The organism is Burkholderia sp. AU27893 (genome assembly GCF_002223205.1).
Lineage (GTDB): Bacteria > Pseudomonadota > Gammaproteobacteria > Burkholderiales > Burkholderiaceae > Burkholderia.
The window spans coordinates 605,613-628,480 of record NZ_NKFD01000002.1 but is presented as its reverse complement, the minus strand read 5'-3'; the positions used below and the strand labels follow the sequence as shown (position 1 = coordinate 628,480).

At 64.5% G+C, this 22,868-nt stretch carries 21 protein-coding genes; 10 read left to right on the top strand and 11 right to left on the bottom strand.

The window, feature by feature from the left end; translation table 11 throughout:
* Positions 1-49: 49 nt before the first annotated feature.
* The 6 genes from CFB47_RS16045 to kdsD form a co-directional block, all read right to left on the bottom strand.
* On the bottom strand, positions 50-1,555 hold the full coding sequence (locus tag CFB47_RS16045; protein ID WP_089441040.1) for an RNA polymerase factor sigma-54: 1,506 nt from the start codon (positions 1,553-1,555) through the stop codon (positions 50-52).
* Positions 1,556-1,714: 159 nt separating this feature from the next.
* On the bottom strand, positions 1,715-2,491 hold the full coding sequence (gene lptB, locus CFB47_RS16040; protein ID WP_011353224.1) for an LPS export ABC transporter ATP-binding protein: 777 nt from the start codon (positions 2,489-2,491) through the stop codon (positions 1,715-1,717).
* Positions 2,488-3,153: a lipopolysaccharide transport periplasmic protein LptA gene (lptA, locus tag CFB47_RS16035; RefSeq protein WP_089426349.1), complete on the bottom strand. Its 666-nt coding sequence runs from the start codon at positions 3,151-3,153 to the stop codon at positions 2,488-2,490. Before lptA ends, lptB begins: the two co-directional genes overlap by 4 nt.
* 20 nt (positions 3,154-3,173) lie before the next feature.
* Positions 3,174-3,788: an LPS export ABC transporter periplasmic protein LptC gene (gene lptC / locus CFB47_RS16030; RefSeq protein WP_089441038.1), complete on the bottom strand. Its 615-nt coding sequence runs from the start codon at positions 3,786-3,788 to the stop codon at positions 3,174-3,176.
* 3 nt (positions 3,789-3,791) lie between these two features.
* The gene (locus CFB47_RS16025; RefSeq protein WP_089456952.1) at positions 3,792-4,328 is read right to left on the bottom strand and encodes an HAD family hydrolase; all 537 of its coding nucleotides are present in this window, start codon (positions 4,326-4,328) and stop codon (positions 3,792-3,794) included.
* The gene (gene kdsD, locus CFB47_RS16020) at positions 4,328-5,311 is read right to left on the bottom strand and encodes an arabinose 5-phosphate isomerase KdsD (protein ID WP_039345999.1); all 984 of its coding nucleotides are present in this window, start codon (positions 5,309-5,311) and stop codon (positions 4,328-4,330) included. Before kdsD ends, CFB47_RS16025 begins: the two co-directional genes overlap by 1 nt.
* 125 nt (positions 5,312-5,436) lie before the next feature.
* Between kdsD and CFB47_RS16015 the strand changes: the two genes are divergently transcribed.
* The 5 genes from CFB47_RS16015 to purU all read left to right on the top strand — a co-directional run bounded on the left by CFB47_RS16015 (position 5,437) and on the right by purU (position 10,580).
* Positions 5,437-7,443, top strand: coding sequence for a monovalent cation:proton antiporter family protein (locus CFB47_RS16015; RefSeq protein WP_089446438.1), 2,007 nt, complete (start codon positions 5,437-5,439; stop codon positions 7,441-7,443).
* An 81-nt stretch (positions 7,444-7,524) separates the two neighbouring features.
* Positions 7,525-8,091, top strand: coding sequence for an adenine phosphoribosyltransferase (locus CFB47_RS16010; RefSeq protein ID WP_011353218.1), 567 nt, complete (start codon positions 7,525-7,527; stop codon positions 8,089-8,091).
* Between the two features lie 43 nt (positions 8,092-8,134).
* The gene (locus CFB47_RS16005; RefSeq protein ID WP_089461660.1) at positions 8,135-8,749 is read left to right on the top strand and encodes a LysE family translocator; all 615 of its coding nucleotides are present in this window, start codon (positions 8,135-8,137) and stop codon (positions 8,747-8,749) included.
* Between the two features lie 6 nt (positions 8,750-8,755).
* Positions 8,756-9,622 carry an NUDIX hydrolase family protein gene (locus CFB47_RS16000; protein ID WP_089461659.1) on the top strand — a complete coding sequence of 289 codons (867 nt, stop codon included), beginning with the start codon at positions 8,756-8,758 and terminating at the stop codon, positions 9,620-9,622.
* 73 nt (positions 9,623-9,695) lie between these two features.
* Entirely contained in the window at positions 9,696-10,580 is an 885-nt protein-coding gene (purU, locus tag CFB47_RS15995) for a formyltetrahydrofolate deformylase (RefSeq protein WP_089456949.1), read from the top strand.
* A 110-nt stretch (positions 10,581-10,690) separates the two neighbouring features.
* Here the strand turns inward: purU and CFB47_RS15990 are convergent, their stop codons facing one another.
* Together CFB47_RS15990 and uvrA are read right to left on the bottom strand one after the other, a co-directional pair.
* Positions 10,691-11,776, bottom strand: coding sequence for an AI-2E family transporter (locus tag CFB47_RS15990; RefSeq protein ID WP_174973068.1), 1,086 nt, complete (start codon positions 11,774-11,776; stop codon positions 10,691-10,693).
* 250 nt (positions 11,777-12,026) lie between these two features.
* Positions 12,027-14,912 (bottom strand): excinuclease ABC subunit UvrA, encoded by a 2,886-nt coding sequence (uvrA, locus tag CFB47_RS15985; protein WP_089456948.1) that lies wholly within the window; start codon positions 14,910-14,912, stop codon positions 12,027-12,029.
* A 274-nt stretch (positions 14,913-15,186) separates the two neighbouring features.
* Here uvrA and CFB47_RS15975 point away from each other — a divergent pair, with 274 nt between their 5' ends.
* The gene (locus CFB47_RS15975) at positions 15,187-16,374 is read left to right on the top strand and encodes an MFS transporter (RefSeq protein ID WP_089426342.1); all 1,188 of its coding nucleotides are present in this window, start codon (positions 15,187-15,189) and stop codon (positions 16,372-16,374) included.
* Positions 16,375-16,476: 102 nt separating this feature from the next.
* Positions 16,477-17,034: a single-stranded DNA-binding protein gene (locus tag CFB47_RS15970; RefSeq protein WP_059233184.1), complete on the top strand. Its 558-nt coding sequence runs from the start codon at positions 16,477-16,479 to the stop codon at positions 17,032-17,034.
* A gap of 314 nt (positions 17,035-17,348) precedes the next feature.
* On the opposite strand, the gene CFB47_RS40455 is transcribed toward CFB47_RS15970, so the two are convergent.
* Positions 17,349-17,675, bottom strand: coding sequence for a hypothetical protein (locus tag CFB47_RS40455; protein ID WP_143330839.1), 327 nt, complete (start codon positions 17,673-17,675; stop codon positions 17,349-17,351).
* 240 nt (positions 17,676-17,915) lie between these two features.
* A complete protein-coding gene (locus CFB47_RS15965) occupies positions 17,916-19,310 on the bottom strand; it encodes an amino acid permease (protein ID WP_089456945.1) in 1,395 nt (464 codons plus the stop codon).
* A gap of 383 nt (positions 19,311-19,693) precedes the next feature.
* On the opposite strand from CFB47_RS15965, the gene CFB47_RS41200 reads away from it, so the two are divergent.
* The 3 genes from CFB47_RS41200 to CFB47_RS40450 all read left to right on the top strand — a co-directional run bounded on the left by CFB47_RS41200 (position 19,694) and on the right by CFB47_RS40450 (position 21,889).
* The gene (locus CFB47_RS41200; RefSeq protein ID WP_179250023.1) at positions 19,694-19,843 is read left to right on the top strand and encodes a hypothetical protein; all 150 of its coding nucleotides are present in this window, start codon (positions 19,694-19,696) and stop codon (positions 19,841-19,843) included.
* Between the two features lie 470 nt (positions 19,844-20,313).
* Positions 20,314-21,462 (top strand): branched-chain amino acid ABC transporter substrate-binding protein, encoded by a 1,149-nt coding sequence (locus CFB47_RS15960; RefSeq protein WP_089461658.1) that lies wholly within the window; start codon positions 20,314-20,316, stop codon positions 21,460-21,462.
* A 211-nt stretch (positions 21,463-21,673) separates the two neighbouring features.
* On the top strand, positions 21,674-21,889 hold the full coding sequence (locus tag CFB47_RS40450) for a hypothetical protein (RefSeq protein WP_143330838.1): 216 nt from the start codon (positions 21,674-21,676) through the stop codon (positions 21,887-21,889).
* Positions 21,890-21,970: 81 nt separating this feature from the next.
* Here the strand turns inward: CFB47_RS40450 and CFB47_RS15950 are convergent, their stop codons facing one another.
* Positions 21,971-22,858: a VOC family protein gene (locus tag CFB47_RS15950; protein ID WP_089461656.1), complete on the bottom strand. Its 888-nt coding sequence runs from the start codon at positions 22,856-22,858 to the stop codon at positions 21,971-21,973.
* Between the last annotated feature and the right edge of the window lie 10 nt (positions 22,859-22,868).

Here is a 22,868-nt window from a genome sequence, read left to right as displayed (position 1 = left end):
CCGTGTGCGCGGTGGTCGGGACACGCCTGCCGCCGGGCAGGCAGCAGGCTTAAAGAGACTTGCGCAGATTCACTGCCGGGATCTTGAGGGCTTCGCGATACTTCGCAACCGTGCGGCGCGCGACCACGAATCCCTGTTCTGCCAGCAGCTCGGCAATGCGGCTGTCCGAAAGTGGCGATTTAGGGTCTTCAGCTCCTATCAGTTGCTTGATGAGGGCTCGGATGGCTGTCGACGAAGCGGCGCCACCGGTGTCGGTCGAGACGTGAGATCCGAAGAAGTACTTAAATTCAAGCGTCCCGAACGGGGTCAGCATGTACTTCCCGGTTGTCACACGGCTGACAGTCGACTCGTGTAGGCCCAGCGTATCAGCTATTTCCCGCAAAACCAAGGGGCGCATGGCAATTTCACCGTGCGCAAAGAAGTTCTTTTGACGCTCGACAATGGCCTGCGCGACACGCAGGATCGTGTCGAAACGCTGCTGGATGTTCTTGATCAGCCAGCGTGCTTCCTGGAGCTGCTGCTTGAGCGAACCGGCCGACGGATCGCCGCGGCTGTTGCGCAGGATGTTCGCGTAAAGGTTGTTGATCCGCAGGCGCGGCACGACCTCCGGGTTGAGCTCCGCGAGCCATCCCTGGCCGGCCTTCTTCACGATGATGTCGGGCACGACGTAGTCGGCCTCGGCCTTGCCGTACGCGGCGCCGGGGAACGGCTCCAGCGAGCGGATCAGCGTGTGCGCGTCGCGCAGCGCGTCGTCGCTCGCCTTCAGGTGCTTGCGCAGCCGCGTGAAGTCGCGGGCGGCGAGCAGTTCGAGATGCTGCGACACGATCTCGAGCGCGAGCGTGCGTGTCGGGGACGGATCGAGGCGCAGCAGCTGGAGCTTCAGGCATTCGGACGCCGAGCGCGCACCGACACCGGCCGGATCGAAGCTGTGCAGCAGCGCGAGCGCCGCGTTCAGTTCGTCGCAGTCGATTTCCAGCTCGGGCGGCAGGTCGGCGAGTACTTCATCGAGCGTGGCGGTCAGGTAGCCGTCGTCGTCGAGCGATTCGATCAGGAACATTACGAGCGCGCGGTCGCGCGGGCCGGCCTGCGTGACGCGCAATTGCGCGGAAAGGTGGTCGCGCAGCGACGTCGCCGCTTCCTGCACCTGCAGCGGCGGGAGGTCGTCGTCGTCGGATGCGCCGCTCGAGCGGCCGTATTCGTCGAGGTTCCACTGCGGGCCGTCGTTGCCGTCGCCGGAAGCATAACCGTCGTATTCGTCCGCGCCGGCCGGCTCGTCGCGCTCGGCACGATCGCTCGACGAACTGCTGCCGTTGGCCGCGACGGGCTCGGTGTTCTGCGCGGGAGGCGTCTGCGCGATCAGCGATCCGTCCGCAGCAACACGCAGCGGGCTCGCGATCCATTCATCGTCGTTCTCGAGCAGCGGGTTCTGCGCGACGGCCATCGCGACTTCCTGCTGCAATTCGAGCGTCGACAACTGCAGGAGCCGGATCGACTGCTGTAGCTGGGGCGTCAGCGCCAGATGTTGCGACAGGCGGAGTTGAAGGCTGGCTTTCATGGCAAGGAGGGAGTCATACCGGCAGTTTGCCACGACCCAGGCGCGTTGAGCCATCCGCGATTACGCGCGGCGCGCCGCCCGGCCGCGGGCATGGCCGCGAAGCGGGGCGCGGCCCCGCGCGGCGACGCCGGGCGGGGTGCAGCCAGCCACGAGGAGGAGTTACATCCGGAAGTGTTCGCCGAGGTACACGCGGCGTACGCTTTCGTTTTCGATGATTTCGCTCGGCGCACCGGCGGCGAGCACCGAGCCGTCGCTGATGATGTACGCGTGGTCGCAGATGCCGAGCGTTTCGCGGACGTTGTGATCGGTAATCAGCACGCCGATGTTGCGCTGCTTCAGGAACTTGACGATCTTCTGGATCTCGAGCACCGCGATCGGGTCGACGCCGGCGAACGGTTCGTCGAGCAGGATGAAGTTCGGGTTGGTGGCCAGCGCGCGCGCGATTTCGACCCGGCGCCGCTCGCCGCCCGACAGCGACAGCGCGGGATTCTCGCGCAGGTGGCCGATCTGCAGCTCGTCGAGCAGCGCTTCGGCGCGCGACGAGATCGCGTCCTTCGACAGCCGCTTGCCGTCTTCGCCGTGCTGCAGCTCGAGCACCGCGCGGATGTTCTCCTCGACGGTCAGCTTGCGGAACACGGACGCTTCTTGCGGCAGGTACGACAGGCCGAGCGACGCGCGCTTGTGGATCGGCAGCAGGCTGATCGAGCTGCCGTTCAGCGAGATCTCGCCGGCATCGAGCGGCACCAGGCCGACGATCATGTAGAACGACGTGGTCTTGCCGGCGCCGTTCGGGCCGAGCAGGCCGACGACTTCGCCGCTTTTCACGTCGAGCGACACGTCCTTGACGACCGTGCGCGAGCCGTAGCGCTTCTTCAGGTTGCGGACGACGAGCGAGCTCGTCGTGCCGGCCGGCTGGCGGTTCGGTAGCGCGTTCATTGGCCCGGCGCCCCCTGGATCGTGGTCGACGGCGACAGCTTTGCCGGCGCGCCGTTCAGCGGCGCGGGGCCGCCGTTCTTCGGCGACAGCATCGCGCGCACGCGGCCGTTCGGGTTGCCCGGCGCGGCGACGTCCTTGCCGCCCTTCGCGGTGTAGAAGTCGCGCTGGCCGTCGTACGTGATCACGCTGCCGTGCACGGTATCGGCGACGGTCGACGTGCCCTGCAGGCGGCGCACGGTCGCGGCGGTGGTCAGCGTGGTCAGGTCCTGCTTGCCGTCGTAGTCGATGCGCTCGGCGTCGCCGTCGATGTACTCGTCGAGGCCTTCGCGCTTCTGGCGGAACGTCGCGTGCTTCTTGCCGCTGCCGAACGAAGTGGCGTACTGATAGCCTTCCGGGTCCTGGCGCACTTCGACGCGATCGCCCTTGATGATGATCGTGCCCTTCGTGATCACGACGTTGCCGGTTGCGACCGTGACCTGCTTCAGGTCGTCATAGGTCAGGTTGTCGGCCTCGACGTTGATCGGCTTGCCTTGGTCGGCCTTCTCGGCATGGGCGAGCGGCGCCAGCCCGACCAGCGGGAGCGCCACGAGCGTCGCGGCAAGCGCGGCGCGGACGGCGCGCGCAGCGCCGCCGGAAATCTGTCGAGGGAACGATTCGTTCATGCAGTCACGTGAGGGATGCGTCACTTGGGTTGACCTTTCGAGCCGCCGGACGTGTCCTGCGCGGCGATCGTGCCGCGCACGTTGCCGTAAAGCTCGATGACCCGGGTGACGTTGTTGTACTTCATGCCGTCGGTCGCGTTGACGAGCGACAGGCCGCGCTGAAGTTTAACCGGCTTTTCGGTCTGGATCACATCGTCATTGACGAAGATCCGGAAATGCTGGGAATCAGCCTGCATCTGCGGATCGCCGCCGCCGGCCGCGCGCAGGATACGCGCGTCGTCGTACAAATCGACGATCGACACGTCGCCGTTGACGGTGCCGCGCTTCGAGGTGGTCGTCACGACCGGCTTGCCGGGCTGGAACGCGCGCATGGCCGGATCGGTCAGGTCGCTGTCTTCGGTGTCTTCGTAATGGATCAGCTTCGCGGCCGTCAGCCGGTACTGGGTCGCGCCCGACTGGTCGAGCTCGGTGACCGAGAAGTTGTCGGCGAAATAGTCGGGCGTGTGGCGCTTCGGCTGCACGGTGCCCTCGCCGGGCGGCGGCAGCGTGGCCTGCAGCAGCCACCAGGTGATGCCCGCGAGCGCGGCAACCGCGACGAGCGGCAGCAACTGGGTCCAGCGGAAATGCGTGTTCATCCGTCAGGCTCCGCAGGCGGCCGCGAGCAGCGCGTCGTAGCGGCGCTGCGCGCGCAGGATCGCGTCGCAGACTTCGCGGACGGCGCCGTGGCCGCCGCGGGCCTCGGCCACCCAGTGCGCGCGGGCGATCACCTCGGGGTGCGCGTTCGCAGGGGCCGTCGCGAAGCCGCAGCGCAGCATCACGGGCAGGTCGGGCCAGTCGTCGCCCATGTAGCCGCACTGGTCGGCGGTGAGGCCGAGCGACGCGATCAGGTCGGCGAACACGGCGAGCTTGTTCTCGACGCCCTGGAACAGGTGCGCGATCTTCATTTCCTTCGCACGCGCCGCGACGATCTCCGAGCGGCGGCCCGTGATGATCGCGGTTGCGATGCCGGCTTCGCCGAGCAGCTTCACGCCGTGGCCGTCGAGCGAATTGAACGACTTCATCGCGTCGCCGGCCGCGGTAAACAGCAGGCCGCCGTCGGTCAGCACACCGTCGACGTCGAAAATCATCAGCTTCACGCGGCTCGCGCGTTCGGCCGCAGTCAGCGCTGCGCTCATCAGATCACCTTCTTCGAAAACAGGTCGTGCATGTTCAGCGCGCCGATCAGCACGCCGTCGGCATCGACCACCAGCATCTGGTTGATCCGGTGGCGCTCCATCAGTTCCACGGCCTCGACCGCCAGGTGATCCGGCGCCACCGTGCGCGGGTCGCGCGTCATCACGTCGGTGATCGGCAGCGTGCGGAAGTCGCCGTCGCGCGCGAGCACGCGGCGCAGGTCGCCATCGGTGAAGATGCCCGCGACCTTGCCGCCGGCGTCGACCACGGCGGTCATGCCGAGGCGCTTCGCGGTGATCTGGAACAGGGCGTCCGACAGCGTCGCGTCGAGCCCGACGGACGGGACGTCGTCGCCCGAGCGCATCACGTCGCGCACGTAGGTGAGCAGGCGTCGGCCGAGTGCGCCGCCCGGGTGCGAGCGCGCGAAATCCTCGGAGCCGAAGCCGCGCGCGTCGAGCACCGCCACGGCGAGCGCGTCGCCGAGCGCGAGCGCGGCGGTCGTGCTCGCCGTGGGCGCGAGGTTCATCGGGCAGGCCTCTTTCGAGACCGCGGCGTTCAGGTTCACGTCGGCGAGCGTGCCGAGGCTCGATTCCGCGCGGCCCGTGATCGCGATCAGCTTCGCGCCGATCCGCTTCACGAGCGGCAGGATCGCCACGAGTTCTTCCGATTCGCCGGAATAGGAGATGCCGATGAAGACGTCGTCGGAGGTGACCATCCCGAGGTCGCCGTGGCTGGCCTCGGCCGGGTGGACGAAGAAGGCCGGCGTACCGGTGCTGGCCAGCGTGGCCGCGATCTTGCGGGCAATATGCCCCGATTTGCCGATACCGGACACCACCACGCGGCCGCGGCAGCCGAGCAGCAGCGCGACGGCCTGGACGAAGCCGCCGTCGAGCTGGTCGCGCAGCGCGCGCACGGCGTCCGCCTCGATGTCGAGCACGTCGCGGGCGAGCGCGAGCGCCCGGTCATCATTGATTTTCGCTATCATGCGCGGAGTATAGCAAAGGCGTTTGTTCGCCGCGCCGGGCCTTCGGACTCGTCCGAGGTCGCCTGACCACCGCCACCACCCGCGCCCGCATTGCCGTGGCCCCGACGAACGAGGACGCTTCGCCCGTGATTTCCCCGCTCGAAATGACCCTGCTGCTGCTGCTGGCCTCAGTGGTGGGCGTCGTCGTATTCCGCTCGTTGAACCTGCCGCCGATGCTCGGCTACCTGACCGTCGGCATCCTGGTCGGCCCGCATGCGTTCGGCATCGCGGCGGATCTGGAGCGGGCCGAGCATCTCGCGGAATTCGGCGTGGTGTTCCTGATGTTTTCGATCGGCCTCGAGTTCTCGCTGGCGAAGCTGAGGGCGATGCAGCGGCTCGTGTTCGGGCTCGGGCTGCTGCAGGTCGTCGCGACGCTCGTGCTCGCGCTCGTGCTGGGCATGCTGTTCGAGCACTGGGTGCACATCACGTGGCAGGGCAGCATCGCGCTCGGCGGCGCGCTCGCGATGTCGTCGACGGCGATCGTGTCGAAGATGCTCGCCGAGCGGCTCGAGATCGAGACCGAGCACGGCCGCAACATCTTCGGCGTGCTGCTGTTCCAGGATCTCGCGGTGGTGCCGCTGCTGATCGTGATCGCCGCGTTCGGCGCCGAGTCGTCGAAGGACCTCGCGATCACGCTCGGCTTCGCGGCCGTCAAGATCGTGATCGCGCTCACGCTGCTGCTGGTCATCGGCCAGCGCTTCATGACGCGCTGGCTCAACGTCGTCGCACGGCGCCGCTCGCAGGAACTGTTCGTGCTGAACCTGCTGCTCGTCACGCTCGGCGCCGCATTCATCACCGACCGTTTCGGCCTGTCGCTCGCGCTCGGCGCGTTCATCGCGGGGATGCTGATCTCCGAGACGCCGTTCCGCCATCAGGTGGAGGAGGACATCAAGCCGTTCCGCGACGTGCTGCTCGGCCTGTTCTTCGTGACGACCGGGATGCTGCTCGACCCGCGCGTGATCTGGGAGCACCCGTTGCTCGTGCTCGGTTTCTTCGTCGGGCAGATCCTGTTCAAGGCGACGATGATCGCCGGGCTCGCGCGGCTGTTCGGCGCGACGCCGGGCGTCGCGATGCGTACCGGCATCGGGCTCGCGCAGGCCGGCGAATTCGGCTTCGTGCTGCTGAACCTGATCCTCGACCGGCATCTCGTCGATTCGACGCTGCTGCAGGCGATCCTCGCGTCGATGCTGCTGTCGATGCTCGCGGCGCCGTTCCTGATCCAGAACGCCGACCGGATCGTGATGCGGCTGTCGTCGACCGAATGGATGCAGCAGTCGCTGCAGATGACGCGGATCGCGACGCAAAGCCTCAAGCAGCGCGGCCACGTGATCATCTGCGGCTACGGCCGCGCCGGCCAGAACCTGGCGCGGATGCTCGAACAGGAAGGCATTTCGTACGTCGCGCTCGACCTCGACCCCGATCGCGTGAGCGCGGCCGCAGCCGCCGGCGAATCGGTCGTGTTCGGCGACGCGGCGCGCCGCGAGTCGCTGCTCGCGGCCGGTATCCACCGCGCGGCGGCGGTGGCGATCACCTATGCGAACACGCCGTCCGCGCTGCGCGTGCTGCATCACGTGCACGAACTCGAGCCGACGCTGCCCGCGATCGTGCGCACCGTCGACGACGCCGATCTCGAGAAGCTGCTCGCAGCCGGCGCGACCGAGGTGATTCCGGAGATCGTCGAGGGCAGCCTGATGCTCGCGTCGCACACGCTGGTGCTGGTCGGCGTGCCGATGCGCAAGGTCGTGCGGCGCGTCGAGGAGATGCGCGACGAACGCTACAGCCTGCTGCGCGGCTATTTCCGCGGCGCGGACGACGCGGACGACGACGACCACGAGCAGGTGCGGCTACAATCGGTGCCGGTCGATGCGCGCGCGGACGCGGTCGGGCGTTCGCTGGAAGAACTGGGGCTGTATGCACTCGGGCTCGAAGTCACGGCGATTCGCCGGCACGGTATCCGCGGCGTCGAACCCGATCCGCAAACCAAGCTGCGCGCGAGCGACATCGTCGTGCTGCGCGGGCTGCCCGAGGCGCTCGCGCTCGCGGAGGAGCGGCTGTCGCGCCATCGGCGCGAACCGCCAGCCGCGGCCGCCTGAGCCGCGCTGGTTTGATAACCTGACCCGTATTTATTCGAAACGGTGCCCGATCTTCGCGCACCGTTTTTTTCGGAGAGTTTCATGCCGCATTCGTCGTCGGGCGCACCGCTCGATCCGGTCGCCTTCATTCACAGCCAGATCCGCACGGTGCCCGACTGGCCGCAGCCGGGCGTGATGTTCCGCGACATCACGACGCTGCTGCAGAGCCCGAAGGCGCTGCGCATCCTCGTCGACCTGTTCGTCGAGCGCTATGTCGATGCGAAGCTCGACTACGTCGCGGGCCTCGATGCGCGCGGCTTCATCATCGCGCCGATCGTCGCGTACGAGCTGAGCGTCGGCTTCGTGCCGATCCGCAAGGTCGGCAAGCTGCCGTACAAGACGCGCTCGGAATCGTACGACCTCGAATACGGCAGCGCGACGGTCGAGATCCATGAAGATGCGTGCCGCCCCGGCGACCGCGTGATCATCATGGACGACCTGATCGCGACCGGCGGCACGATGATGGCGGGGCGCAACCTGCTGCAGCGGCTCGGCGCGGAAGTCGTCGAAGGCGCGGCGATCATCGACCTGCCCGATCTCGGCGGCTCGGCGCTGCTGCGCAACGCAGGACTGCCCGTCTACACCGTCACCGAATTCGCCGGCCACTGAACGCCGGTCCGCCTGAGCTTCCACGTTACGCAGCGAGGTCACGATGCCCAACTTCATGCTGTTTCTCGCCACGTCGATCGCGATCACGTTCGCGCCGGGTCCCGACAACCTGCAGGTGCTCGCACGCGGCATCTCGCAGGGCCGCGCGGCCGGCTTCGTCGCCGCGCTCGGCTTCACGGCCGGGATCCTGTTCCACACGACGCTCGCGGCGCTCGGCGTCGCGGCCGTGCTGCGTTCGTCGCCGGTCGCGTTCGAGATCCTGAAGCTCGCGGGCGCCGCGTACCTCGTGTGGATCGGCATCAAGGCGCTACGCAGCCAGGGACTCTCGAATGCGCATGCGCGCCCGCCGCAGCCGCTCGGCACGATCTTCCGGCAGAGCGTGATCGGCAACCTGATGAACCCGAAGGTCACGCTGTTCTTCGTCGTGTTCCTGCCGCAATTTGTCGATCCGCACGGCGCGCAGAGCGTGACGCTGCAGATGTTCGAACTCGGCGCGCTGTTCATGCTGCAGACGGCTGCGGTCTTCTCGCTGTTCGGCGTCGGCGCGGGCATGATCGGCGCATGGCTGAAGCGCCGCCCGAAGGCCGGCGTGTGGCTCGACCGGATCGCCGGCGCGACGTTCATCGCAATCGGCATCCGCGTGGCACTGAAGGACTGATCGACGATGACGTTCCCGTGCATTGCGGCCGCGCGCCGCTTCGATCCGGCCGCGCACCTGCGTTTCGAGATCGCGGGCCGGGCGGTCGGCTGGGTGCGCCGCCAGGACGTCGCGATGCTCGCCCGCTGGCCCGACGTGTTCGAGCTGACCGACGAGCGCGTCGTGCTGTCGGCGCGCTACGATTCGGTCGACGCACGCAGCATGGCGCTGGCGAGCGCAATCGGCGCGCTTGCGGCCGACGGCGCGATTCCCGGCTGGCGCGACGAGATCTACGCGATCCGCAACCGCTTCGACGATCCGCCGCTCGCGTACATCGAGCGCGCCGCATCGCGCTTCTTCGGTACGCAGACTTACGCGGTGCATCTGAACGGCATCGTAGAATATGAGGTTGCGCCGGGCGAGCCGTCCGCCGCGGCCGTCCCGCAGATGTGGCTCGGCCGCCGCAGCGAGACCAAGGCAACCGATCCCGGCATGCTCGACAACGTCGTCGCGGGCGGGATCGGCTGGGGGCTGGGCGTTCACGAGACGCTCGCGAAGGAATGCTGGGAAGAAGCCGGCATTCCGGCCGAACTGGCCGCGCGCGCGATCGCCGGCCGCGCGGTGCAGGTGCTGTGCTCGCTGCCGGAAGGCACGCAGTCCGAACTGATCTTCGTGTACGACCTGCCGCTGCCGCGCGACTTCGCGCCGCGCAACCAGGACGGCGAAGTGGCCGAGCACCTGCTGGCCGGCGTGCCCGAGGTGATCGGCTGGCTGCGCGCCGGCCGCGCGACGATGGATGCGAGCCTCGCGACGCTCGATACGCTGCTGCGCCACCGCTGGATCCCGGCGGCCGACGCGGCGGGCATCGACGCCCTGTTCGCACCGGCCGCGTGACGCGTGCCGCGCGCGCAGCCTGGCGGCGCGAACGGGCAATTTGACGAATACGGAAACGAAGGGAGTAGCGGTCATGCCGACCGATCACAGCTTTATCTTGAAACTGTCGTGCCCCGACCGGCACGGCATCGTCCATGCGGTCACGGGCTTCCTGTTCGAGCGCAGCAACAACATCCTCGATTCGGCGCAGTTCGGCGACAGCCGCACCAGCGAGTTCTTCATGCGCGTGCACTTCGTGCAGGACGGCGGCGGCGCGGATGCCGCGACGGCGCTCGACACGCTTCGCAAGGAATTCGCGCCGCTCGCCGAACAGTTCTCGATGCGCTGGGAGCTGCATGACGCGGCCGTGAAGCCGCGCGTCGTGATCATGGTGTCGAAGATCGGCCACTGCCTGAACGACCTGCTGTTCCGCTATCGCACCGGCCAGCTGCCCATCGAGATCCCGGCGATCGTGTCGAACCACAAGGAGTTCTACCAGCTTGCCGCGAGCTACAACATCCCGTTCCATCACTTTCCGCTGGTCGGCGGCTCGTCCGATGCCGCGAAGGCCGCGCAGGAGGCGCGCGTGCTGGAAGTGATCGACGAGCACCAGGCCGATCTCGTCGTGCTCGCGCGCTACATGCAGATCCTGTCGCCGAACCTGTGCAAGCAGCTCGCCGGCCGCGCGATCAACATCCACCATTCGTTCCTGCCGAGCTTCAAGGGCGCGAAGCCGTACTATCAGGCGTTCGACCGCGGCGTGAAGCTGATCGGCGCGACCGCGCACTACGTGACGACCGATCTCGACGAAGGCCCGATCATCGAGCAGGAAGTCGAGCGCGTCGACCACAGCATGACGCCCGACCAGCTGACCGCGATCGGCCGCGACGTCGAATGCGTGACGCTGGCGCGCGCGGTGAAGTGGCACGTCGAGCACCGGATCGTGCTGAACGGGACGAAGACGGTCGTGTTCCGCTGATGTGTTGAATGCCGATTGCCGGCCGTCGGCTGGCGGGCAATCACAAACAAAAACGCCGCGCCCTTCACGGGGCGCGGCGTTTTTTTATCGCTGTTGGCGGGCGGGCTGCTTCAGATCAGCCGCAGCAGGTACAGCTCGCGCTTCAGGTACGCGTAGAAGATCGGCGCGGCGATCACGCCCGGCAGCCCGAACGCGGCCTCCATGATCAGCATCGCGAGCAGCAGCTCCCATGCGCGCGACTCGATCTGGCCGCCGATGATCTTCGCGTTCAGGAAGTATTCGAGCTTGTGGATGACCACGAGGAACGCCAGCGACGCGATCGCGGTGCCCATGCTGACCGACAGCGACACGGCGACGATCAGCGTGTTCGAGATCAGGTTGCCGATCACGGGCAGCAGGCCGACGATGAACGTGACGAGCACGAGCGTTTTCGACAGCGGCAGCCGCTGGTGGAAGATCGGCAGCGCGACGAGCAGGTAGATGCCCGTGAACACCGCGTTGATCGCCGAGATCTTGATCTGCGCGAACACGATCCGGCGGAATGCGTCGGCGAAGCGCGACACGCGCGTGACGAGCGCCGTGGACAGCGGCCGGCGCACCTTGCCGTGCTCGACGCCGATCGCGATCATCGCGCCGATGATCATCCCGAACAGCACGTGGCCGAAGCCGCGCGCGACGCTCTTGCCGCTTTGCTGGAGCTGGTCCATGTGCGAGTGCATCAGCACGGCGGCCTTCGTCTTCATCTGCTCGACGTCGACGGGCAGCAGGTTCGCGATCCAGGCCGGCGTGCGGGCGCGGGTCTGCTCGACGATCTGCATCAGCTGGTCGAGCAGGCTTTGCAGGTTCGGCACCGTGCGCTCGAAGTGTTCGATGATGCCGATCGTCAGGCCCGTCAACGCGCCGACGATCGCGATCGACAGCAGCACGACGGCGACCCAGCGCGCGCGCATGCTCGTGGTATGGCGTTCGATCACGGGGGCGATCGTGTGGATCAGCTGGTAGACCAGCAGGCCGGCCAGCAGCCCGCCGAGCAGCTTGAGTTCGATCACGAGCCACATCGCGAGGATCGCGAATGCATAGCTGCCGATCTCGAGCGCCGACAGCTTCGGCAGGCTGAAGTCGCTCGTCAGCCGCACGCTGCGCAGGTGCGGTTCGCGATTCTGCGCATCGCGCGACGAGTCTGGTTGCTTCTCCATCGTGGATTCCTGTCGTTCGTGTGTCATGCCGCGGAATGCGCGGCAGAGCCGTGTTCGCCCGGCGCCGCACCGAATTGGTGCGTACGGCGAACCTTACGACCGTAAAGTATAGCTGCCATTATGGTCCGCAACGGGGCCGTTTGGCGCGTGGTGTAAACGCAGGAGGGAAAACGAGAAGGGGCCGGTTCGGCGGGACGCAAGGGGGCGCGGCCGGGCGGCCGCGCGCGGGAGGGCAGGCAGGCGCGACGTGTCAGCCGGCCGCGACCTTGCGGGCCGTGCGCTTGAGCAGCGGCGCGAGGTATTTGCCGGTGAAGCTCGCCTTCGTCTTCGCGACCTGCTCGGGCGTGCCCTGCGCGATGATCTGGCCGCCGCCGGCACCGCCTTCGGGGCCGAGGTCGATCACCCAGTCGGCCGTCTTGATCACGTCGAGGTTGTGCTCGATGATCACGACCGTGTTGCCCTGGTCGCGCAGCCGGTGGATCACTTCCAGCAGCAGGGCGATGTCGTGGAAGTGCAGGCCGGTGGTCGGCTCGTCGAGGATGTACAGCGTGCGGCCGGTGTCGCGCTTGGAGAGCTCGAGCGACAGCTTCACGCGCTGCGCCTCGCCGCCCGACAGCGTCGTGGCCGACTGGCCGAGGCGGATGTAGCCGAGGCCGACGTCGAGCAGCGTCTTCAGCTTGCGCGCGATGACCGGCACCGCGCTGAAGAATTCATACGCGTGCTCGACCGTCATGTCGAGCACTTCGCTGATGTTCTTGCCCTTGTACTGCACTTCGAGCGTTTCGCGGTTGTAGCGCTTGCCGTGGCACACGTCGCACGGCACGTAGACGTCCGGCAGGAAGTGCATTTCCACCTTCAGCACGCCGTCGCCCTGGCACGATTCGCAACGGCCGCCCTTCACGTTGAACGAGAAACGGCCCGGATCGTAGCCGCGCTCCTTCGAGGTCGGCACGCCCGAGAACAGCTCGCGGATCGGCGTGAACAGGCCCGTATACGTGGCCGGGTTCGAGCGCGGCGTGCGGCCGATCGGCGACTGGTCGACGTTGATCACCTTGTCGAAGTGCTCGAGGCCCTCGATCGCCTCGTGCGGCGCCGGCTCGGCCGACGAACCGTACAGGTGGCGCGCGACCGCGTGATACAGCGTGTCGTTGATCAGCGTCGACTTGCCGGAGCCCGACACGCCGGTGATGCAGGTCAGCAGGCCGACCGGCAGCTCCAGATCGACGTGCTTCAGGTTGTTGCCGTGTGCGTCGATGATGCGCAGCATCCGCTCGGGATCGGGGGCCAGCCGCTCGTCCGGGTACTCGATCACGCGTTTGCCGAGCAGGTACTGGCCGGTGAGCGACTGCGGATTCGACTGCACCTGCTTCGGCGTGCCCTCGGCCACGATCACGCCGCCGTGCTCGCCGGCGCCCGGGCCCATGTCGACGACGTAGTCGGCGGTGCGGATCATGTCCTCGTCGTGCTCGACGACGATCACCGAGTTGCCGAGGTCGCGCAGGTGCTTGAGGGTCGCGATCAGGCGGTCGTTGTCGCGCTGGTGCAGGCCGATCGACGGCTCGTCGAGCACGTACATCACGCCCGTGAGACCCGAGCCGATCTGCGACGCGAGCCGGATGCGCTGCGCCTCGCCGCCCGACAGGGTTTCCGCGCTGCGTTCGAGCGACAGGTAGTCGAGGCCGACGTTGTTCAGGAAGGTGAGGCGCGCGACGATTTCCTTGATGACCTTGTCGGCGATCTCGCGTTTCGCGCCGTCGAGCGACAGCCCGTCGAAATAGCCGAGCGCGTCGCGCAGCGGCCAGCCGCTGATTTCGAAGATGCCGCGCGCGTAGTCGCCCGTGCCGATCCGCACGTGGCGCGCTTCGCGGCGCAGGCGCGTGCCGTCGCACGACGGGCACGGCTGGTTGTTCTGGTACTTCGACAGCTCTTCGCGCACCGCGACCGAATCGGTCTCGCGGTAGCGGCGCTCGAGGTTCGGGATGATCCCCTCGAACACGTGCTCGCGGATCGTCGTGCGGCCGCGCTCGTTGATGTACGAAAACGGGATCGTCTGCTTGCCCGAGCCGAACAGCAGCACCTTCCGGATCTTTTCCGGCAGATCCTCGAACGCGGCGTCGATGTCGAATTCGTAGAACGCCGCGAGACTCTGCAGCATCTGGAAGTAGAACTGGTTGCGGCGGTCCCAGCCTTTCACGGCGCCGGCGGCGAGCGACAGCGACGGGTGCGCGACGACCCGCTTCGGGTCGAAGAACGTAATCTGGCCGAGGCCGTCGCATTCCGGGCACGCGCCCATCGGGTTGTTGAACGAGAACAGGCGCGGCTCGAGCTCCTGCAGCGAGTACGAGCAGATCGGGCACGCGAACTTCGAGCTGAACAGGTACTCGCGGTCGGTGTCCATCTCGAGCGCGATCGCGCGGCCGTCGGCGAGGCGCAGCGCCGTCTCGAACGACTCGGCGAGGCGCTGCTTCATGTCCGGGCGCACCTTGAGACGATCGACGACGACGTCGATCGTGTGCTTGTCGTTCTTCTTCAGCTTCGGCAGCGACTCGACCTCGTAGATCTTCGCGACGCCTTCGTTCGCGGCGCCGCCGCCCGAGCGCACGCGAAAGCGCACGAAACCCTGCGCCTGCATGTCCTCGAACAGCTCGGCATGCTCGCCCTTGCGGTCCGCGACGACGGGCGCGAGGATCATCAGCTTGGTTTCCTCGGGCAGCGCGAGCGCCGCGTCGACCATCTGCGACACGCTTTGCGCTTCCAGCGGGATGTCGTGGTCGGGGCAGTACGGCGTGCCGACACGTGCGAACAAAAGTCGCAGGTAGTCGTGGATTTCCGTGACCGTGCCGACGGTCGAGCGCGGGTTGTGGGACGTCGCCTTCTGCTCGATCGAGATCGCCGGCGACAGGCCTTCGATCAGGTCGACGTCGGGTTTCTCCATCAGCTGCAGGAACTGGCGGGCATACGCGGACAGGCTTTCGACGTAGCGGCGCTGACCCTCGGCATAAAGGGTATCGAACGCGAGCGACGACTTGCCCGACCCGGACAACCCGGTAATCACGACCAGCTTGTGGCGCGGCAGGTCGAGATTGACGTTTTTCAGGTTGTGGGTACGAGCCCCACGGATGCGGATCTGTTCCATGAACCTGGCGAAAATGGAGGGAACCAAACCTGCTACTATAACGGCTTTTCGAGGCCGTCGTTTGGGGTCCCCAGCCTTAGCAGCAGGTGGCAGCAAGATGGCGCCTGCGCCGGGAAAAGTGGCCGCAGCGGCCGCGCCGCGCGGTTCCGGGCAGCCTGCGGGCGGCCTGAATCCTGCCCCGACGTGTTGCCGGCCAAGCCTCCCGGGCCGCTGGTCCTGATCTTCCGCCGCCCGGTGTCGGGCGGGCATTCCGATCATTCGAAATTCATTCCCGATGTCCAATCCGTCTGCCACGTCTTCCCGCATGACCGCGCCCGAATTGCGCGCGACCACGTCGCTCGCGGCGATCTTCGCGCTGCGCATGCTCGGCCTGTTCATGATCATGCCGGTGTTCTCGGTCTACGCGAAAACCATCCCGGGCGGCGACAACGTGCTGCTCGTCGGCATCGCGCTCGGGGCCTACGGCGTCACGCAGTCGCTGTTCTATATCTTCTACGGCTGGGCGTCCGACAAGTTCGGCCGCAAGCCGGTGATCGCGACCGGCCTCGTGATCTTCGCGATCGGCAGCTTCGTCGCCGCGTCCGCGCACGACATCACGTGGATCATCGTCGGCCGCGTGATCCAGGGGATGGGCGCGGTGTCGTCCGCGGTGCTCGCGTTCATCGCCGACCTGACCTCCGAGCAGAACCGCACGAAGGCGATGGCGATGGTCGGCGGCTCGATCGGCGTGTCGTTCGCGGTCGCGATCGTCGGTGCGCCGATCGTGTTCCACTGGGTCGGGATGAGCGGGCTGTTCGCGATCGTCGGCGTGCTGTCGATCCTCGCGATCGGCGTCGTGCTGTGGATCGTGCCCGATGCGGCCAAGCCCGTGCACGTGCCCGCGCCGTTCGCCGAGGTGCTGCACAACGTCGAGCTGCTGCGCCTGAACTTCGGCGTGCTGGTGCTGCATGCCACGCAGACGGCGCTGTTTCTCGTCGTGCCGCGCCTGCTCGTCGACGGCGGCCTGCCGGTCGCCTCGCACTGGAAGGTCTACCTGCCGGTGATGGGGCTCGCGTTCGTGATGATGGTCCCGGCGATCATCGTCGCGGAAAAACGGGGCAAGATGAAGCCGGTGCTGCTCGGCGGCATCCTGGCTATCCTGATTGGCCAATTGCTGCTGGGCAGCGCGCCGCATACCATCCTGATTGTGGCGGCGGTTCTTTTCGTCTACTTCCTCGGCTTCAACATCCTGGAAGCGTCGCAGCCGTCGCTCGTGTCGAAGCTCGCGCCCGGTTCGCGCAAGGGCGCGGCCACGGGTGTGTACAACACCACGCAGTCGGTCGGGCTCGCGCTCGGCGGCATCGTGGGCGGCTGGCTGCTGAAGCACGGTGGCGCCAATACGGTGTTCTACACGTGTTCGGGGCTCGTTGCCGCGTGGCTTATAATCGCGGCCAGCATGAAAGCGCCGCCGCGCAAGGCCTGAACTCATTTCGGGCAGGCACCGGCGACTTTCGCCGGCTTGCCCCGGCGGGCCGCACCGACAGCATGAGCGGGCGGCCCGGCATCGAATTTACTGGAGAAACACATGGCATCCGTCAACAAGGTCATCCTCGTCGGCAATCTCGGCGCCGATCCTGAAGTCCGTTACCTGCCGAGCGGCGACGCGGTTGCGAACATCCGTCTCGCGACGACCGACCGCTACAAGGACAAGGCGAGCGGCGATTTCAAGGAAATGACCGAGTGGCATCGCGTCGCGTTCTTCGGTCGCCTGGCGGAAATCGTCAGCGAGTACCTGAAGAAGGGTTCGTCGGTCTATATCGAAGGCCGCATCCGCACGCGCAAGTGGCAGGGTCAGGACGGCCAGGATCGTTACTCGACCGAAATCGTCGCCGACCAGATGCAGATGCTCGGCGGCCGCGGTGCGGGCGGCGGCGGCGGTGGTGGCGGTGACGAAGGCGGTTACGGCGGCGGCTACGGTGGTGGCGGCGGCGGTGGCCGTGGCGAGCAGATGGAGCGCGGTGGTGGCGGCGGCGGTCGTGCCGGCGGCGCAGCGCGTGGCGGTGCAGGCGGCGGCGCGCAAAGCCGTCCGAGCGCACCGGCAGGCGGCGGCTTCGACGAGATGGACGACGATATTCCGTTCTAAGAGGAACGTTAGTCCCCAGTGCAAGGATGGACCCGAATTTCTGAGCTAAATCAACGATTTAGCCTGGAGCTTCGGGTCTTTTTTCGTTTGCACATTTTTCGATCCAGGCGGAACGTGCCTGATCGGCAAAAAATGGGTTCCGTTCGTCGAATGGAGCCTGGCGTGACCCGATACGCAATTCGTGAAGTTCGTCTTGCGAACGGCGAACGCTTACCTCTGTGGGTGCATGCGGACCCACTGGGTTTGCCGGTTCCAGAGATCGTGGAATATGCCATCGCGAAGCTATGTGCGTGTGGGCTTCGACGCAGGAGCATTCACCATCGAGCCGAAGCGTTCGGGCTGCTTCTCTTTGAGCGTTGTATGAGCGCGGCAATTGACAAGCGTTCATGCGGAGGTGCACTGAAATTTCCCTCGGCTCTTTGATGTGCTGAAACGAGTTCGTCAAGCGGTGCAGTCTGCAGCTGGTTGTCATAGCGTTCGAGCAATCTGGCCGTAACCGGAACCAAGTCCGCTTTCACGCTCCATCCGGTGTTGGCGCGAGCGCGTAAGGCGAGTTCACCGAGCATCACGTCGGCAGTGCTAAAAACGGACAATTCGCCTTTGCCGAATCCGGCGTCGAAGAGGTAGAACGACGCGAACATCGTCCGAACAATTGTGCCCAAATGAAATGCCGTGCCGTGCTCAGTACGTAGCGTGGAAGCAAAGATGGTTACGAAGCGATAGATCGATTAGCGCGTGTGTTGAGAGACGAGCTACTCTGCTGAGATCGGCTCCCCGAGTATTCGATACCATTGGAATAAGCGATTTAACCGACCCTATTTCTTATTCGCTCAGCCGACACATTTTCCTGCGTGGTGTGGCTGAGCGGTTCATGGCTTCCGTTATCGGGAAGCTACCTCTTTGGCGCGAACATCGGCGGATGCGCGACTATAGCCTCGCACGTAGTACAGCACGACGAGCAAGGCAATCCACGCTGGACCGACGATGAGCGCAATCTTGGTGTCGGAGTGAAATGCCATGACGATCAGCACCGCGACCAGGAATAGTCCTGCGAGATAGGACGTGTACGGGAAGAAGGGTACCCGCAACGTCATCCGGTTCACCTCGCTTCGCGACACGGACTTTCGGAAGCCGATCTGCGCAAGCAGAATGACGCCCCATGTCCAGACCGAACTGAACGCGGAAATCGCACTCAGCCACGTGAACACTTCGGTCGGGGCCAAATAGTTGAGCGCCACGCCAACGAAGAGAAGCGCCACGGATATCAGAATCGCCCGACGTGGGACCCCATTGTCGGACGTGTTGGCTAGCGACGCGGGAGCCTGACCTTGCTGCGCCAGATTGAACAGCATACGGCCGGTGCTGAAAATGCCGCTGTTGCAAGACGACAATGCAGCAGTTAGAACGACAAAATTCACGATGCCGGCTGCAGCGGGAACGCCCATTCTGTCAAACAACATGACGAAGGGACTTCCTTGGCTGCCGATTTCGTTCCACGGGTAAATGGCCATGATGACGAACAGGGCGCCGACGTAGAAAATCAGAATCCGCCAGAACACCGAGTTGACTGCGCGTGATAGCGACTTCTTCGGATTTTTCGCCTCGCCTGCTGTCAGGCCAAGCATTTCGATCCCACCGTACGAGAACGCGACCATCGGTAACGCCAACATCAATCCCGAGAGACCATGGGGGAAAAAGCCGCCGTTCGTCCAGAGATTGTGAAGACCCGTGGCGACGCCGCCATTTCCGATGCCAAAGAAGATCGCGCCGAAGCCAGAAACGATCATCAGAATGATCGTCGCGACCTTCACCAGCGCAAACCAGAATTCGAGTTCGCCGTACATCTTCACTGCGATGAAGTTGATGCTGCCCATGAGTACGAGCGCGGCCAAAGCCCATATCCAGTTCGGTATGTCGGGATACCAGACATGCATGTACACGCCGACAGCAGAAATCTCGGCCATGCAAGTGACGATCCACATGAACCAGTACGTCCATCCAGTCAGGTATCCCGCTAGTGGGCCGATGTAGTCACGAGCGTATCGACTGAATGAGCCGGAAACGGGATTGTGTACAGCCATCTCACCGAGGGCACGCATGATCACGAAGATCGCGAGACCGCAGACAACGTAGGAAATCAGGATTGCAGGACCAGCGAGCTTGATTGCGGTCGCCGATCCGAGAAATAGCCCGACGCCGATGGCGGCACCGAGTGCCATGAGGCTGACGTGTCGCTCCTCTAGGCCGCGGTGCAGATCATCACCTGAGTTCTGCATTGGGTGTCTCCTGGATGGGGGTTGGGATTGGACTCAGTAAGAGTGTCGATGCCGGCTGCACAGCCGATGTCTATTGCGATACATCGGTATGAAGTTCGACGCTTCGTTCGATCTGTCTACGTGGGTGATGAGTCTTACCAGCCAAAAAGGCACCGGGAACGCGAGCAATGGACCTTTTTCGTTCTGAAAAATAGAACGCTTATTTGGACGCCACTTGGAGAGTGTGTTTGGAGAATCAGATTTCTCGGGAGAGCCGGCGATGCTGTTCACGCGTTGCCGTCACCGCAACAATGCGATTGTCGATAATCCATTGGAGGAGTACATGGCGGGCGCCCCGCATTTTTGATGAACCGCATCGGTTGTTTCGACCTTCGAACGCAAGCATGTCGCACGGCGACAACCCGCCGAAGACCCGCTCCGGCAAGATCATGCGCCGCCTGCCGCGCTCGCTCGCGAAGGGCGAGGCGATCACGCAGGACACGTCCACACTTGAGAACCCCGCGATCCTCGCGCAATTGCAGCGCTCGAAGTAGATGCAAATTGGGCGGCGCGATTCCTACGGGGTGGCGTAAGCCACCCTTTTCGTTCCGCGTTGTTAAACGCGATACGTATCCGAATGATCGACTCAGACGCTTGCGCAACAGGACTACAACCTGCGGATGGTCGATCAGGTTTACCCGAGCGCTCGCCTGGCTACGAAGCCGTCGAATCATCCTACGTTTTCGGCAGGCTCCGCCGGATAGGGCGCCTCCATCCCGAATCTGAGCACTCGACGAGTGTTCTCAAAAACAGAACAATCTCGACGAGTCGATGCTATTGGCGAGCTAATTTGGCGCGCAGACACTGAATTTGCGCGCCGGGACATGCGATCGAGATCTACCGGGATCGCATCCGTCAGGGAAGTAGATCAATTCTGGTTGGACGCGTTCAGTCCGGAATCAATTTTATACGGATTCCTTACTATCAAAACCTTCGCACTACACGTTGCGGTTGGAGAAAGGCAATGAAACTTTCGAAATCAGTTGCATTTGTCAGCGGTGCCATGCTTGTGTGCGCGTCCGGCGTCACGAGCGCGCAGGAGGACACGGTGGTGAAACTCGGGTTCGCCGGACCGTTGACTGGCCAGAATGCCAACCTCGGCAAAGACGTCGAACGGGGCGCTCGAATGGCCGTCGACGACCTGAATGCCAATTCGCCGGTGATCGGCGGCAAGAAGGTGAAAGTTGAGCTTCAGGTCGAAGATGATGGAGGCGATCCGCGTCAGGCCACCCAAGTCGCGCAGCGTCTCGTTGACGCCAAGGTCAAGGGGGTTGTCGGGCATTTCAACTCCGGCGCGACGATTCCGGCATCGAAGATCTATTACGACGCCCGTATTCCCGAGATCTCGCAGTCGTCCACCAACCCGAAGTACACCCAGCAGGGCTTCGACACAGCCTTCCGACTGGTTGCCAACGATGGGCAACTCGGTTCGGTTCTGGGCAAGTATGCCGTCCAGAAATGGGGCGCAAAATCCGTCGCGGTCATTGACGATCGAACCGCATACGGACAAGGCATTGCTGATGAATTTCTGAAATCCGCCACGGCCGCCGGTGCGAAGCTGGTTTCTCGGCAGTACACGACCGACAAGGCAACGGACTTTCGCGGTGTCCTGACTGCGGTGAAAGGCGAAAGTCCTGACGTCGTCTTCTACGGCGGAATGGATGCGCAAGGCGGCCCGATGATCAAGCAGATGCAACAGCTCGGGATGGTGTCGAAGTTCATGGGCGGCGACGGTATCTGCACCGGAGAGTTGCCTAACCTCGCGGGAACGGCGCTCAATGGTCGACAGGTCATTTGCGCGGAGGCGGGCGGAATCACGTCGGAATACGAGCCGGGGATGGAGAACTTCAAGAAGCGCTTCAAGCAGAAATATGGTCAGGATGTGGTGATCTACGCGCCGTATGCATACGACGCCATCATGATTCTGGTTGATGCAATGAAGCACGCCGGCTCGTCCGAGCCGGCGAAGTACCTGCCGTATCTGAAGAAGACGGACTACAAGGGTGTCATCGGTGAAACGCGCTTCGATTCGAAGGGCGATCTGCAAAACGCAACACTGACGCTCTATACGTTCAAGGACGGCAAACGCGAAAGCCTGGGCGTTCAACATTGAGACCCTGGCCGCGATGCGCGTTGCGCTCGCAGTGTTTCCACATTTTCAAAACAAACAGCGCTCTGCGTCCTCGCCTTTGTTATCGACAAGGGCAAGGGCGCGTTTTTTTGAGCATGTTCCCGATTGAATCTGCAATGGGTCTCGCCCGCTTCGCCGGGCTCGCGATCCTGGGTACCTGCGGCCGGGAAGACACTGGCCGCAGGAGTGACGGATGGATATCTCTATTCAGCAGATCGCGCGCGATCCTGTCGAAGCCGAAGCCGAAGCCGAAGCCGAAGCTGCTGCTGCTCGACGATCCAAAGGTGCGGGCTGCTTACCTGGGCGAGTAGCGTACCGGCGCTGGCTCGCGCTGACGTCCAGTCCTGGCGCACGCGCGGACGAGGAGAAAAAAGTGCAGCCCGGCGAATGGCCGGGATGCACTGACTGAAGTCCAAGTCTCTCAGCATGAACAACATTTGCTACAACAGCGTCCAGCAAACCTCACATGCGCCGAGCGGATTGATGCGTATTACTGGACGAACTCGATGATCGTATTGCCGGCAGAGTCGGGCGTCACGGCGATACCCTTCGATGTTCTTCCATACTTGACCGCATTCTCGGCAAGTATCTTCTCGGTCTGTCCGAGGTTCCGGACACGGAGTTGCAGCGCGATACCGTGCGGCTTGTCGGTGTAGCGGGTCGGGAGGCCGACTGACGCGAAACGCTCTTCGGCCTGCGTGGGTGTGAGGGCAACCACACGCCCACATCCGGTATCGGCCTCGACGTGACCGTCGACTCGCGACGTTTGATCCGCGCCAAAGAGTCTGGACCATCTCTCTTCCAGGAGATCGAGATCCGGCGTGATGTAAACGACTTCATCAACAGCGATAGCGCCGTTCGGATGGTTTTGCCAATCCTTTCTCCAAATGAATTCCGGACGATGTTGTTGGCAGAGGAAGTTGGATGCGTCGCCAAGCTCCGTGTCCATCACCATGCCGAGAGATACGACGGCCTCATCCGGTTTCCCGTCCGGCGTCGTGATTTTTCGTCGAAACTCGACCCGTTGTTGAACCGGCAAGCCGGTTGCCTTGACTGCAGCGAAATCGGCATCGATGTCCTTGCTGTGCAGCGCAAGCAGTCCGAGTCCTTCGGAGCGCTCCAGAAATTCGCCCAGTGTGCGGCCATAGCAGAATCCGTTGACCTCGCCGGTGCCGAATTTCGATGGATCGTCGATCCCGATGACCTCGATGAAATTGTTCTCGAACATCATCAGCGTGAGAACCGAACCCCACGGGTGGTACGAGATCGGGCTCGGAGCAAAACCGAGACGCTTGTACTGTTCCACGGCTTTCGGGTGGTCTCTCACCGAAACGACAGGGTGATCGATACCGAGACGGTGCTGGTTCGGAGGAATCATCCGGGTGACC

Coding starts and splice junctions, on each gene's coding strand:
- lptC (WP_089441038.1), bottom strand. CDS start 3,788: ATGAACACGCATTTCCGCTGGACCCAGTTGCTGCCGCTCGTCGCGGTT.
- kdsD (WP_039345999.1), bottom strand. CDS start 5,311: ATGATAGCGAAAATCAATGATGACCGGGCGCTCGCGCTCGCCCGCGAC.
- CFB47_RS15960 (WP_089461658.1), top strand. CDS start 20,314: ATGAAACTTTCGAAATCAGTTGCATTTGTCAGCGGTGCCATGCTTGTG.
- purU (WP_089456949.1), top strand. CDS start 9,696: ATGCCGACCGATCACAGCTTTATCTTGAAACTGTCGTGCCCCGACCGG.
- uvrA (WP_089456948.1), bottom strand. CDS start 14,912: ATGGAACAGATCCGCATCCGTGGGGCTCGTACCCACAACCTGAAAAAC.
- CFB47_RS40450 (WP_143330838.1), top strand. CDS start 21,674: ATGGATATCTCTATTCAGCAGATCGCGCGCGATCCTGTCGAAGCCGAA.
- CFB47_RS15975 (WP_089426342.1), top strand. CDS start 15,187: ATGTCCAATCCGTCTGCCACGTCTTCCCGCATGACCGCGCCCGAATTG.
- CFB47_RS16010 (WP_011353218.1), top strand. CDS start 7,525: ATGCCGCATTCGTCGTCGGGCGCACCGCTCGATCCGGTCGCCTTCATT.
- CFB47_RS15970 (WP_059233184.1), top strand. CDS start 16,477: ATGGCATCCGTCAACAAGGTCATCCTCGTCGGCAATCTCGGCGCCGAT.
- CFB47_RS16025 (WP_089456952.1), bottom strand. CDS start 4,328: ATGAGCGCAGCGCTGACTGCGGCCGAACGCGCGAGCCGCGTGAAGCTG.
- CFB47_RS41200 (WP_179250023.1), top strand. CDS start 19,694: ATGTCGCACGGCGACAACCCGCCGAAGACCCGCTCCGGCAAGATCATG.
- CFB47_RS15965 (WP_089456945.1), bottom strand. CDS start 19,310: ATGCAGAACTCAGGTGATGATCTGCACCGCGGCCTAGAGGAGCGACAC.
- CFB47_RS40455 (WP_143330839.1), bottom strand. CDS start 17,675: ATGTTCGCGTCGTTCTACCTCTTCGACGCCGGATTCGGCAAAGGCGAA.
- CFB47_RS15990 (WP_174973068.1), bottom strand. CDS start 11,776: ATGGAGAAGCAACCAGACTCGTCGCGCGATGCGCAGAATCGCGAACCG.
- CFB47_RS16005 (WP_089461660.1), top strand. CDS start 8,135: ATGCCCAACTTCATGCTGTTTCTCGCCACGTCGATCGCGATCACGTTC.
- CFB47_RS15950 (WP_089461656.1), bottom strand. CDS start 22,858: ATGATTCCTCCGAACCAGCACCGTCTCGGTATCGATCACCCTGTCGTT.
- CFB47_RS16045 (WP_089441040.1), bottom strand. CDS start 1,555: ATGAAAGCCAGCCTTCAACTCCGCCTGTCGCAACATCTGGCGCTGACG.
- CFB47_RS16000 (WP_089461659.1), top strand. CDS start 8,756: ATGACGTTCCCGTGCATTGCGGCCGCGCGCCGCTTCGATCCGGCCGCG.
- lptA (WP_089426349.1), bottom strand. CDS start 3,153: ATGAACGAATCGTTCCCTCGACAGATTTCCGGCGGCGCTGCGCGCGCC.
- lptB (WP_011353224.1), bottom strand. CDS start 2,491: ATGAACGCGCTACCGAACCGCCAGCCGGCCGGCACGACGAGCTCGCTC.